Annotated in this window: 10 protein-coding genes and 1 pseudogene; 6 read left to right on the top strand and 5 right to left on the bottom strand. The window is 39.2% G+C overall.

From position 1 onward, the window contains the following. Positions 1–83: 83 nt before the first annotated feature. The gene (locus B2W36_RS16515) at positions 84–518 is read right to left on the bottom strand and encodes a T9SS type A sorting domain-containing protein (RefSeq protein WP_293888788.1); all 435 of its coding nucleotides are present in this window, start codon (positions 516–518) and stop codon (positions 84–86) included. A gap of 260 nt (positions 519–778) precedes the next feature. On the opposite strand from B2W36_RS16515, the gene B2W36_RS16510 reads away from it, so the two are divergent. Beyond that, entirely contained in the window at positions 779–2,725 is a 1,947-nt protein-coding gene (locus tag B2W36_RS16510) for a KUP/HAK/KT family potassium transporter (RefSeq protein WP_293885326.1), read from the top strand. Positions 2,726–2,802: 77 nt separating this feature from the next. Beyond that, positions 2,803–3,714 (top strand): 23S rRNA (adenine(1618)-N(6))-methyltransferase RlmF, encoded by a 912-nt coding sequence (gene rlmF, locus B2W36_RS16505; RefSeq protein ID WP_293888786.1) that lies wholly within the window; start codon positions 2,803–2,805, stop codon positions 3,712–3,714. 73 nt (positions 3,715–3,787) lie between these two features. On the opposite strand, the gene B2W36_RS16500 is transcribed toward rlmF, so the two are convergent. Both B2W36_RS16500 and B2W36_RS16495 read right to left on the bottom strand, forming a co-directional pair. Then, complete coding sequence (locus B2W36_RS16500; RefSeq protein ID WP_293885328.1) at positions 3,788–5,482, bottom strand: amino acid permease; 1,695 nt, start codon at positions 5,480–5,482, stop codon at positions 3,788–3,790. 79 nt (positions 5,483–5,561) lie between these two features. Continuing rightward, complete coding sequence (locus B2W36_RS16495) at positions 5,562–6,245, bottom strand: hypothetical protein (RefSeq protein WP_293885330.1); 684 nt, start codon at positions 6,243–6,245, stop codon at positions 5,562–5,564. Positions 6,246–6,348: 103 nt separating this feature from the next. Between B2W36_RS16495 and tyrS the strand changes: the two genes are divergently transcribed. Next, positions 6,349–7,632: a tyrosine--tRNA ligase gene (gene tyrS / locus B2W36_RS16490; RefSeq protein ID WP_293885332.1), complete on the top strand. Its 1,284-nt coding sequence runs from the start codon at positions 6,349–6,351 to the stop codon at positions 7,630–7,632. A gap of 112 nt (positions 7,633–7,744) precedes the next feature. Here the strand turns inward: tyrS and B2W36_RS16485 are convergent, their stop codons facing one another. Further along, complete coding sequence (locus tag B2W36_RS16485; protein WP_293885334.1) at positions 7,745–8,254, bottom strand: GNAT family N-acetyltransferase; 510 nt, start codon at positions 8,252–8,254, stop codon at positions 7,745–7,747. Between the two features lie 274 nt (positions 8,255–8,528). On the opposite strand from B2W36_RS16485, the gene B2W36_RS16480 reads away from it, so the two are divergent. Further along, a complete protein-coding gene (locus tag B2W36_RS16480) occupies positions 8,529–11,264 on the top strand; it encodes an FtsK/SpoIIIE family DNA translocase (protein WP_293885336.1) in 2,736 nt (911 codons plus the stop codon). Position 11,265: 1 nt separating this feature from the next. Further along, on the top strand, positions 11,266–11,919 hold the full coding sequence (locus B2W36_RS16475) for a LolA family protein (RefSeq protein WP_293885338.1): 654 nt from the start codon (positions 11,266–11,268) through the stop codon (positions 11,917–11,919). Between the two features lie 99 nt (positions 11,920–12,018). Here B2W36_RS16475 and B2W36_RS16470 read toward each other — a convergent pair whose 3' ends face one another. Continuing rightward, on the bottom strand, positions 12,019–12,831 hold the full coding sequence (locus B2W36_RS16470) for a lytic transglycosylase domain-containing protein (RefSeq protein WP_293888784.1): 813 nt from the start codon (positions 12,829–12,831) through the stop codon (positions 12,019–12,021). 243 nt (positions 12,832–13,074) lie between these two features. Between B2W36_RS16470 and B2W36_RS16465 the strand changes: the two are divergent. Further along, positions 13,075–13,474, top strand: a pseudogene (locus tag B2W36_RS16465) (hypothetical protein); the annotation flags it as partial.

The raw sequence follows: 13,474 nt of genomic DNA, 5'->3' as shown, positions 1-13,474 counted from the left end.
CTACAACTAAAAGTATACAAAAACAGCAGCGGGNNCCCGCTGCTGTTTTTGTATACTAACGAATTACGCTGTAAATTATCTCCTTATCGAATAGAAAATCTTTTAACAACAGTTTCAGAACCAGCCACTACCCTTACGAAGTAAAATCCTGTGGTTAATTTTCCGCCATGCTCAAAAGAAAGATTTTGAATTCCCGAATCCAGATTACCATTCATTAATTGAAGAATCTCATTGCCCAATGCGTCCATGACTTTGATAGAAACACCCGAGGATTTTGCCAATTTAAAAGAAAGGTTTATCTGTTCAGCAATCGGATTATAGAATACTTTAACATTATTGATCAATTTCTCGGTCTCTTTGATCGTTTTATCACCTCCGAATGCCTCATTGCCGTCCCAAATATGTTGCGAAAAAGTAGGGTCATAAGGAGACTTTGCATACACCCGAGCCCCTCCACTGCACAATGTCAGTGCGGATAATAGTGTTAAAAAAGCTGCTTTAAGTAGATTTCTCCCCATAGTGTTAAATTAGACTTCAAATACTGGTTACGGTTTAATCAAATATAACGCTAACTATTTGAATTATCAACAACAAAGTTAGTATTTTGTTTAAAAGTTTTTTATCAAGAAGAGCCTTTCCAAGTTTCTTTTAACAAATTTTAACAGCTATTGCGCATGTCAAAGGAAATGCTAAAATTTGGCGCAGCAAATGTACTTACTTAAAGTACAGGCAAAAAGTATATTTTTGCAGTATATTTTTGAAATAAAATAATTGATAAATGGCAGACAATAGTCATCACAGCAGTATCAATAAGGTGAGTTTCGCCGGATTATTGATCAGTTTAGGAATTGTTTTTGGAGATATAGGAACTTCCCCATTATACGTTTTCAAAGCAATCATGGGACAAGGAGCCATCCAAAAAGACCTGGTCTTGGGAGGACTATCCTGCGTTTTTTGGACGCTGACCCTCCAAACAACGATTAAATACGTTTGGATTACACTACGGGCAGACAATAAAGGTGAAGGTGGCATCTTATCCCTTTATTCTTTGGTACGTAAGCGCGCACCTTGGTTGATCTTCCCTGCGATGATAGGTGCAGCCACCTTATTGGCTGATGGAATGATCACACCTGCAATTACAATATCTTCGGCTATTGAAGGTCTAGACATCAAATTCCCAGGGTTACCTACAGTTCCTATCGTCGTTACAATCATATCCTTGTTATTTATTATTCAGCGATTTGGAACATCCGTTGTTGGAAAGGTTTTTGGACCGCTGATGACCATCTGGTTTTCAATTATTGGCGTGCTTGGTTTATCCCATCTCCACCTTGCACCGGAAGTGATGAAAGCAATCAACCCCTATTATGCCTTTCATATTCTGATTACGTACCCGCATTCGCTATTATTGATTGGCGCGGTGTTTTTATGTACTACCGGAGCCGAGGCTTTATATTCGGATATGGGGCACTGTGGTAAAAACAATATCCGTATTAGCTGGATTTATGTAAAGATCACGCTGATATTAAATTATTTCGGACAAGGTGCCTGGTTATTGACCCAGGAGGGACGTGTTCTAGGAGGATCAAACCCCTTCTACTCGATCATGCCCGATTGGTTTATCGGCTATGGTATCGCTATTGCGACAATTGCGGCCGTCATAGCGAGTCAAGCCATGATATCCGGATCTTATACATTGATTTCCGAAGCAGTGCGATTGAATATATGGCCTAAAGTTGCTATCCGCTATCCAAGCGAACATAAAGGACAGCTGTATGTTCCTTCCATAAATTTAATTTTATGGATAGGCTGTATGATTGTCATCTGGGTTTTCGAAGAATCAAGCCGAATGGATGCAGCCTATGGTCTCGCTATCAATCTAACCGTTTTGATGACGACAGTCTTAATGGGTTATTTTCTGTCGATGAAAAAAGTCAATCGAGCAGTGATTGCCCTATTCTTGATCGCCTACTTTGTCATCGAGATAACTTTCTTAGTCGGAAATGGGGTAAAAATTGCCCACGGAGGCTGGTTAACCCTGATGCTTGCCACGGCATTATTCGTAACGATGTACTGTTGGTATACAGCGCGAAAAATTAAAAATCGCTATGTCAACTTTATCAATATCAACAAATATTACCCCATCATCTCAGAATTAAGCGAAGACAAATCTGTTCCACCATATGCATCGCATTTAGTGTACCTAACAAGCGCAAATTTTAAATCAGAGATAGAAGCTAAAATTATTTATTCCATTATAAATAAAAAACCAAAGCGGGCTGACGTCTATTGGCTGGTACATGTTGACGTGATGGATCATCCACACACCAAAGAATATTCGATCGATCAACTTATCCCAGGGAAGTTAATACGAATTGATTTCAAACTTGGCTTTAGAGAAGAGCAACGCATCAGTTTATTGTTTAGAAAAGTTGTGGAAGAAATGGTGAAAAAAGGTGAAATTGACATCACTAGCCAGTACGATACCTTACGTAAACATAATATACCAGGCGATTTTAAATTTGTTGTTTTAGAAAAAGTACTTTCCAAAACCAATCAGATGACATGGATAGAGAAGGTTATTATGGACATCTATGGTTACCTCAAAAAAATGAGCTTATCCGAAGAAAAAGGTTTCGGTTTGGATTCCAGTTTTGTTACGATAGAGCGCGTACCGCTCAATTTTCCGCAGACTTCAGAAGTCCATCTCATACGCAAAGATTAATACTTCTCAAGGTGATGCCAAAGCATCACCTTTTTTATTCAATAGAATTGCATTACTTTTGTTGCAAATAATACATCATGGCAGACGCTAATCCAAAAAAGAAATTACATCCTAGAAATAGACATCTCGATAACTACAATTTTGAAGAACTGAGCAAAGTAGAACCCTCGCTCAAGGAATTTGTAATAGAAAACGCTTACAAAGTAAAATCCATCGATTTTAACAATCCTGATGCCGTTAAGACATTAAACAAGGCGCTTCTAAAGAAATACTATCATATTCAACACTGGGACATTCCCAAAGAGAATCTTTGCCCTCCTATCCCAGGTCGTGCAGATTATATTCATTATATCGCGGATGTGCTTGCGCGCGACAACAACAATGAAATTCCAAAAGGCGGAAATATCCATATCCTCGATATCGGTGTTGGTGCCAATTGTATTTACCCGATCATCGGTCATCAGGAATATGGCTGGAGCTTTGTAGGCTCCGAAATTATTAAGAGCGCATACAAAAATGCAATCGAGATAACACGGACAAACATGAGCCTAAAAAAGAGCATACAAATACGCCTACAAAATAATCCAAAGGCCATATTCAAAGATATTATCCTTCCAGGTGAAAAATATGATGTAGTGATCTGTAACCCGCCATTTTTTAGCTCTCAAACCGAAGCTTTACAACAATCCATCCGCAAAACCACAGGTATAAAAGATGCTAAAATAGACGAAAAACCGGTGACACAAACTTTTTCGGGGCAGGGAAGCGAATTATGGTGCGATGGCGGTGAAAAAGCCTTCTTGTCACGCATGATCTTTGAAAGCCAGTTTCACAAAGATCAAGTAAAATGGTTTACGACGTTAGTAGCACATCGTGAAGACATCCGCTTTCTACAACACAAACTAAAGAAAATAAATGTAAAAGAGACCGAGGTGATCCGCATGGAACAAGGCAACAAAGTAAGCCGGATCCTCCTATGGAGATTCTAATAACTATATAAAGGATTCAAAAAAGGAGCTATCTTACGACAGATAGCTCCTTTTTTGAATAGGATGTCATCTGTTATACTTGCGTCAACTTGTTTAACTTAGAATGTTTATAGCCATACATAAAATACACAGCCAGGCCGACCACGAGCCAGATCACAAATATAATCCAGTTGCTGGCGCCCAATTCGGTCATTAAATACAGGTTGATCAGGATGCCAACGACAGGCAATAAAGAAAAATTCATTTTGAAACTGTAAACACTTAGCCCAAGCCAAATCAGCCAAAATATAATAACGAGCATTTTATGTTCTATAATTTCAAGTGCCGACAGCGATTTCCATTCTTGCACCGTTCCCTGGCCGTAGATTAAAATGAGCACAATAGCAATTAACAGTCCACCACCGACCAAATATTTACCGTTGATATAAGGAACCTTAAATTTCGATTTTGCAGATAAGCCGGAATAGTCCATATACAATACGCCTGCACAAACAAGGATAAAGGCAAAAAAGGTGCCCACGCTCGTCAGATCCACAAAGAAGTCCATTTTAAAAAATAACGACGGGATGGCTACCACCAACCCCGTGACGATCGTAGCGAAAGAAGGCGTTTTATATTTGGGATGGATCGTTGCAAATTTCTTCCACAACAGGCCATCCCTGCTCATAGTCATCCAGATTCTTGGTTGAGCCAGTTGATATACCAGTAAGGCACTAGTGATGGCAATTACAGAAGTCACCGATATAATTCCCGCCATATGATCAAAGCCGACATACTTAAAGACAAAAGCCAATGGATCCTTTACGTTCAATTCTGTATAGTTGACCATTCCTGTCAATACCAAGGTTATGGCTACATACAGTACCGTACAAATCAATAAACAATAAATCATGGCTTTAGGCAGGTCGCGCTGCGGATTTTTACACTCTTCAGCAGTTGTCGATATCGAATCGAATCCGATGAAGGCAAAGAACACAGCGGCAACACTTCCGAGTACACCTTTAAGGCCATTAGGTGCAAATGGTGTCCAATTTTCGGGCTTTATGAAGAATATTCCACCAAATATTACCGCCAGAATAATAGCAACTTTGATCATCACCATGATCATACTCGCTTTTTGAGATTCCTTTATACCGATATAAACCAACCATGTGACCAAAAATGTAATAACTCCCGCTGGTAAATCGAAAATAATGGGTAGCCCTCCGATTCGCGGAGCACTATTAAAAGCATCTAACCCATGCTGATCGATTGCAGTTAAGGCAGCCGCGCCATGCTGGTTCATTTTGTCTACAGCATCGTAAGCGTAGCCTGGAGCCATGGATAACCAAGGCGGTATGTGAACCCCAAAGCCCTCCAGCATGGAGACAAAATATTGCGACCACGAAATCGCAATCACTGTATTCGAAACCGCGTACTCTAAAACCAATGCCCAACCGATGATCCAGGCAAACAATTCACCAAATGCCACATAAGCATAGGTATACGCAGAGCCCGAAACAGGAACTGTACTGGCAAATTGCGCATAAGCCAATGCCGTAAAAACACAGGCAAAAGCTGTAAAAACGAAGAGAAGTGATACTGCAGGTCCACCTTCATAACTGGCCAATCCAATTGTGCTGAAGATTCCAGCTCCAACAATGGCGGCGATACCCAAAGAAACCAGATCGGTTACACCCAATACCTTTGCAAGGCCTGTTCCCTCCTCTTTTTGAGTGTCATGGAGAATCTGATCAACACTTTTCTTCCGAAAAAGTCTATGTGACATGTAAATTTAGTTTTGATACTTAAAATTATGCGAAAATAAATATTTTCAAGGTCTTATACTATTGGTATTTTCTGATAGGCTAACTAAAGTCCATCAGCTCATATTGAATATACTGGTAAATTTCCTGATAATCGGCCATCTGTATATGCAGATAAGAAATCAGCTGTTCCGTAAGCGCCTGTCTTTGCTGCGCTGAAACGTCAAAATGCCACAATCGCCTACAAATATTAAAAAGCGCCCCGGCAATTTTTTCCACCTGTGCATAGTCGTAAATATACTTCCAGTCTATAAACTGATGATAGAATTTTTCAAACTTCGGAATGTCATGAAGCTGGTTTACTGCTAAAAACTTCCGCAGGGCATCTTGGTTGACGTGTATTAACGCGGCATAGAATTTATCGACTGAAACAGCACTCTTTTGCGTGAGTATATGGTCCAACAAAAGCTCTAGCCCAATATGTGCCATAAAGGAAGGCCGGATAGGCAATCCCACCAAACTCGGCTGAATTTGTAACTTTAGCTGATGCGTATGATGAAAAAAATAAGTTGAATTATGAAAAAGCCGATCCACTTCAATATGACGGTTCCAACCGATATACATTTGTTCCAATAAAGGATTATTCAAAAGCTCATCTTCATACTGACGAGGCTTTAGCATAAAAGATTTATCAGCATTCTTTAATAGATCGGGTAGTAATCCACCTACAATACGTTCGGGATTAGTGGCAAACCGTTCAAAATAAAAATGTGATAAAAAATTCATACCAGCTTATTAGCGTGTGGTTTTATACGGATTTATTCGCTCAATATACGCTTAATCTCCTATCTTTGCATCTTGTAAATTAAAAAATTAAATCCATTTAACAATGAGCTTTGTAGAAGAATTACGTTGGAGAGGCATGTTACAAGACATTATGCCGGGAACTGAAGACTTACTAAATAAGGAAAAAGTCGCTGGTTATATCGGTTTTGACCCCACAGGAGACTCTCTACACGTAGGACACTTAACTCAAATCATGACCTTGATCCACTTCCAAAATGCGGGCCATAAGCCGGTTGCTTTGGTTGGAGGAGCAACGGGGATGATTGGGGACCCTTCTTTCAAATCTGCAGAGCGTAACTTGTTGGACGAAGCTACCCTACAGCATAATGTAGCTTGTCTGAAAAAACAGTTAGGCAAATTTCTCGAATTTGGAGAAGGTGAAAATGACGCCAAAATGGTTAATAATTACGATTGGTTTAAAGATTTTAAATTTTTGGATTTTATCCGTGATATTGGTAAAATGATTACCGTTAACTATATGATGGCAAAAGATTCTGTGAAAAAACGTTTAGAAGGTGACAATGGGCTTTCATTTACAGAGTTTACCTATCAATTGATTCAAGGATATGACTTCTATTACCTTTGGAAGCACCACAACTGCAAAATTCAGATGGGTGGGTCCGATCAATGGGGTAATATCGTAACAGGAAGTGAAATGATTCGTCGCCAGGATCAAGGAACAGCCTATGCTATCACCACACAATTGATCAAAAAAGCGGATGGCCAAAAATTTGGAAAAACAGAATCTGGGGCGGTATGGCTAGATCCAAAGAAAACTTCGCCGTATAAATATTACCAATTTTGGTTGAATACGTCCGATGATGATGCTAAAAACTGGATCAAAATTTTTACGCTAAAACCTCAGAACGAAATAGAGGCTATTATTGCAGACCATGATGCTGCACCTCATCTACGTTTAGTTCAAAAAGCATTAGCAAAAGATATCACCATTCGCACACACTCAGAAGAAGCTTATGAAACAGCTATCAAAACTTCTGAATTTCTTTTTGGAAATGGTTCGTTGGAATTCTTGGACAACTTAGATCATGAGGCTGTTCTAGAAGTATTTGAAGGTATTCCGCAATTCCAGATCGCTCGTACAGATCTCGCTGCAGGAATTAATATTCTTGATTTACTGGCTGTTCAGACCCAAGTATTCCCTTCAAAAGGCGAAGCCCGAAAAATGCTACAAGGCGGGGGAGTTTCTATCAATAGAGAAAAAGCTACGGATATTGACGCCTCAATTACAATCAATCACCTGCTAAACAATAAATATATTGTTGCACAACGTGGTAAAAAGAATTACTACCTGATTATTGTAGATTAATGCTTGTGGTTTATTGAACCCTATAGGTAAAAAAGTCCCTTTTGAGCAAATCAAAAGGGGCTTTTTATTATGCAGTCGAAAGCTTTTTTTCATTATGAAAAAATTGAGCCGATTATTTTAGTAGTTTTTCAAAAGCTTTACGTGACGCACCTCTAAAATGCACCTCACCACAATATTGGTATCCCAATTTTTCAAACACATGCAACATACCGCCATTATCAAAATTAGTATCTACCTTGATACTATAAACCGAATGATCAATTGCAATCTCCTCAACACCCCGCATAATAGCCGTTCCCACACCCTTCATATGGGGGTCTTGCGCCGAGGCAAGTCTGTGTATACCGACATAGGGACCATTGCTCAACCATTTCCCATCGATATCATCATAAGCAGGCTCCACATCAAAAATGATTGCAACATAACCTACAATCCTATGCGCTACTTCAACGACATGGGCATATCCTTTATCAATATCCGATTGCACGACATCCTCATTCGGATACCCATCTTGCCATTGCCTGCTGCCTTGTTCCTTCCTTAAGGCAATTGCCTGCTGTATAATTTCCCAAATTCGTCCTTTATCAGCTAATGTCGCTTTACGTATCTCAAACTTGTTCATGCTATCTTTTGTATTTTTCGTAAAACTACATATTTTACTGCAACTCCAAGAATATACAAAGCACCAGCAATCCATTACAGCTATTCGCCATTCTTTTAACCGACCTATTTGCAGGGCATAGTATTTGCTAGTCCTTATACCTATCACGCTTTTTAGCGACATCTAAATTTATTCATTCATAAAAAACGACAAACTTAAAATAATAGGTCATAGGCATCCTTAAAATACTATCAAAATAACTAAGTTTGTACGCAGTATAATTGTGAGCTTTTCAATGTCAAACAAAGGAAATACATTTAGGCAGACAGGAAATTCAGTTTCTGGCAAACGTGCCCCTCAAAAGGAATCGACAACATTTAAAAAAGAAAAAAGTCTAAAAAACGCTGTACCAACAGATTATTCTGATGCACAGCAAAAGGCGGTCAAGATATTAGGAATTTTATTGATCTTCCTTTCGTTGGCTTTTGCCACAGCTTTCGTCTCCTATCTATTCACTTGGGAAGACGATCAAAGTTATATCGCTAAAACCAATGGCGGCTGGTCTACATTATTCCGGTCTGTAGAAGAAATCAATGATGAAGCAGTGGATCTACCTGTTGTCGATAATAAATTAGGAAAGTTTGGAGCATTGCTTGCCAACCAGTTCATGTACGAATGGTTTGGCGTTGCATCGTTTCTTTTTATTCCAGTGCTCTTTATTTTAGGATATCGCTTGCTGTTTAAAAAATCTTTGCTTCCATTGTACCGTACTGTGGTCTATTCCTTTGTCGCCATCGTTTTTATTTCCGTAACACTGGGTTTCTTACATGGATTTATGGCCGACACTCCACATATGCTCGAGGGTAAATTTGGCTTTTGGACCAATAAATTATTGGAAGCGCAAGTTGGCATTGTGGGCGTTGGGTGTATATTAGGTTTTGCCTATCTGACCACATTAATCTTACTTTACAACCTCGATTTCAAATTTGTTCTTTTCAGCAATAGAAAATCCAAGTCATTTTCGGAGGATATAGATCAGGAGGACGAAGATGAATACGCTACGCAAAACCTAAGGAATAAAATTCATATTGAAGATGATTCCATCCAATCTGTCCGGGAATCTATCCAGCGGCCGACATCCATCAACGAGCGTTTTCAATCTGCCCGGGAAAAAGAAGTACAAGAAGAGCTTCAACGCCCTGCATTTACCCATCATCCAATACCTGATGTACAGATTGATCCGAAAGACAAAGTGGTACTATCATTTGATGATAGTCCGATGGATCGAACAGATAATACACCATCTATCAGTTTTACGATTGACCAGCCGAATGAAGAATTTGAAGACGCAGAAGTACCGCTAATACGTGAATACCAACCGCCAGCTGTTGCAACTCCGTCCCAAAAAGAACCTGAACCATCACTAGAAGTGGAAGCAGTACCAGGTCTGGTTGTCGAAGATATCAAAGAAGAAAAAGAAATTACTGCCAGCGACCTGGTGGCGCAATTCGGACAATATGATCCAAAATTGGATCTTTCGGGTTATCAACACCCAACTTTGGATTTATTGAGAGACTATGGTGGGGGTAAAATAACAATCAATCAACACGAACTTGAAGCAAACAAAAACAAGATTGTTGATACCCTGAGAAACTATAGCATAGAGATCGAAAGCATCAAAGCAACCATAGGTCCAACGGTAACGCTGTATGAAATTATACCGAAACCAGGCGTAAGGATTTCAAAAATCAAGAATCTGGAAGATGACATTGCCTTAAGTCTTGCTGCTTTAGGCATCCGAATTATTGCACCTATGCCCGGAAAGGGAACAATCGGTATTGAGGTACCAAACTCCAATCCGGAGATGGTATCCATGCGATCGGTCCTGGCTACAGAAAAGTTTCAAAAAACAGAAATGGATCTCCCTATCGCTTTAGGTAAAACAATCTCTAATGAAGTGTATATTGCAGATTTGGCGAAAATGCCCCACCTCTTGGTTGCAGGTGCTACCGGCCAAGGTAAATCAGTCGGTATTAATGCCATTCTGACCTCTTTGCTGTACAAAAAGCATCCGGCTGAGCTCAAATTTGTACTTGTTGACCCTAAAAAAGTGGAACTGTCTTTATTCAAAAAAGTGGAACGACACTTCCTTGCGAAATTACCTGATGACGGAGACGCCATTATTACCGATACTAAAAAAGTAATTAACACGCTAAATTCCTTGTGTATAGAGATGGATCAACGTTATGATTTGTTAAAAAATGCTCAGGTACGTAATTTAAAGGAATATAATGCAAAATTTATCAATCGCCGATTAAACCCTGAGGAGGGTCATCGATTCTTACCTTATATCGTTCTTATTGTTGATGAATTTGCCGACTTGATGATGACAGCAGGAAAAGAGGTAGAAACACCAATTGCGCGCTTGGCCCAATTAGCCCGTGCAGTGGGTATTCACCTAGTCATAGCGACCCAGCGACCTTCTGTTAATATCATTACCGGTACAATCAAGGCCAACTTCCCTGCTCGTCTTGCATTCCGTGTTTTATCAAAAGTCGATTCACGGACCATTCTCGATACAGGAGGTGCAGATCAGTTGATCGGTCGAGGTGATATGCTACTGGCAACTGGAAGTGATCTGATACGTATCCAATGTGCATTTGTCGATACGCCTGAAGTTGAACAGATTTCCGACTACATCGGTGCACAACGAGGCTATCCTTCGGCATTTATGCTTCCGGAATACGTAGATGAAAACGGTGATGGTTCTGGTAGTACAGATTTCGATCCCAAAGACCGCGATCAATTGTTTGAAGAAGCTGCCCGATTGATTGTCATGCATCAGCAAGGCTCAACTTCATTAATCCAACGTAAATTAAAATTGGGTTATAACAGAGCAGGACGAATCATCGATCAATTGGAAGCTGCAGGAATTGTAGGTCCATTTGAAGGAAGTAAAGCACGCGAAGTGCTCTATCCAGATGAGTATTCATTAGAACAATTTTTGGAGACGTTAAAAAAGGACAACTAAAATGAAAAAACAATTATGGTTTATTGTAGGGCTGCTATTTATGATATACAGTCAAAACAGCTATGCACAAAATGATGCGGCTGCTAAGACGCTATTGACGAAAGTAAGCCAAAAGTACAATTCATACAAAACAATACAGGCCAATTTCTCATTGCATATTAAACAAGCGAACGGAGGATCACATGCTGATGCTGGAACCCTATATCTGGACAAGGCTAACAACAAATATCAGGTGAACACCAAAAATCAAGTATTGATATCAGACTCCAAGACACAGTGGAATATCATGAAAGCCGAAAAGGAAGTTGAAATCTCGGAAGCCAGCAATTCGACCAATGAGATCAACGCAACAAACATCTTTAGCTTCTATACAACTGGTTTTAAGTATACATTGACCAATACCGAAAAGATCAATGGACTTACACTGAATGTCGTCAATTTAACCCCAGTGGATAGCAAAAAAAACTATTCAAAGATAAAGCTACGCATCAATAAAGCAACGAATTTGATCTATGATACCACTATATTCGATAAAAGTGGAAACCGCTATACATATACATTAGCTTCACAACAGGGCAATAAGGTACTTTCAGACAATCTATTCGTATTTAACAAAAATGACTACAAAGGATTCGATATAGTCGATTTAAGATAAGAATCCATCGATAATACACTACTTAGAAATACAGTGCAATAGAAAAGGCTTNNAAGCCTTTTCTATTGCACTGTAGCCATTATTTTAATTCAACTGATTTTACAGCATATTAGGTTCCTTATCTAAAGTCTCCAATTCTTTATTTGCATAACGCGAATAGCCATGTTTCTGCGGATGTTCAATAATTTCCTTCATCGAAACTAGCTTGTATACATAGGAACCAGTTTCATTATTCAACTTCAACGCAAAATAATCGTCCTTTTTTTGCCTCCTCATGGAGCCCTTTAGACTACCATCACCGACATTGTATGCAGCAGCCACCAAAGTCCAGTTTCCAAATTGGGCATACAGATATTTAAGGTACCTGGCAGCAGCATGCGTAGATTTGACAAGATCTTTCCGGTCATCTACTTTACCATTGACTCTTAATCCATACAAACGGGCTGTTGCAGGCATAAACTGCCAATAGCCACCTGCCCCCTTGGAGGAAACTACAGCCTTACTGAGCCCGCTTTCCACCAATGGAATGTACTTAAAGTCCTCCGGAATACCATGTGATTTAAGGATCTTTGCGATCATCGGCAAATAGGTTTCTGCCTTTCTATGCATATCGTATGATCCTGTCTTTTTAAACGAGAATCGATTGAAAAATTTGCGCAATTTACTTTCCACAAGCGGACGATCCATAGGTAAGGAATCTTCGGCAAATGTCAATGAACTCATATAAGATTCAAACGAATTGCTTTTTTCTTTCTTCTCTTCATCTTTTCCAGAATGAGCTGGAATTAAGATGAGCTTTGGCTCGGCGATCTGACCGCCGTTCGAAGCGTTGTTGTGTGGGGTTGAGTATAATTTCGACAGCAATAAAGCAAACAAAATCACACTACTACATAAAACTTTCTTTCTTATCATTTACTCCCTTAATGCTATCCTATCCACGACTCTAATCGATCAAAAAATAGCTTGGTTCAAATTCAAGGGTACAAAGGTAAACACTATTTATTTAAAAAACAAATAGTTACCTCCTAAGCACTTTAAAGCGGCTTTTTTAGTTTAAAAATGAAGTAAATTCAGGAAAAGACAAAAAGATAAGGATTTTTTCGCAAAACCCAAAATTATACCTAACTTTGCTGTTCACATTTTTAGTAAAACACAATGCCATTCAGCAATAAAAGGAACAGTCGTGATGACAACTCCAGAAAGTCACGAGGCAACTCAGACGGCTTCAAATCTAGAAGCGATAAGAACAATAGTTTCGGAAAAAAATCATACGGGTCAAACGACTCTTCTGAAAGAGGATCTTTCAGAAAAGATGATAATCGTGAAAATAGATCATTCGGATCTAAAAAATTCTCAGACAGACCATCATTCCAAAAAGATAATAATTCCTCCCGTTCAAAAGATAATTCAGAAAAATCATTCGGTAGAGGATCTCGTTCATTTGATAAAAATGATTCTTCACGATCTTTTGATAAAAAAGATTCCTTCAATAAATTCGACAGATCAGAACGTTCTTTTGACAAAAAAGATAATTTCAAACGTACCGACAGAAATG

The sequence above is a fragment of the Sphingobacterium sp. UBA3549 genome (assembly GCF_002376635.1).
Classification (GTDB): Bacteria; Bacteroidota; Bacteroidia; order Sphingobacteriales; family Sphingobacteriaceae; genus Sphingobacterium.
The sequence above is the reverse complement of the archived record's forward strand: the minus strand, read 5'-3'. Positions and strand labels throughout refer to the sequence as shown.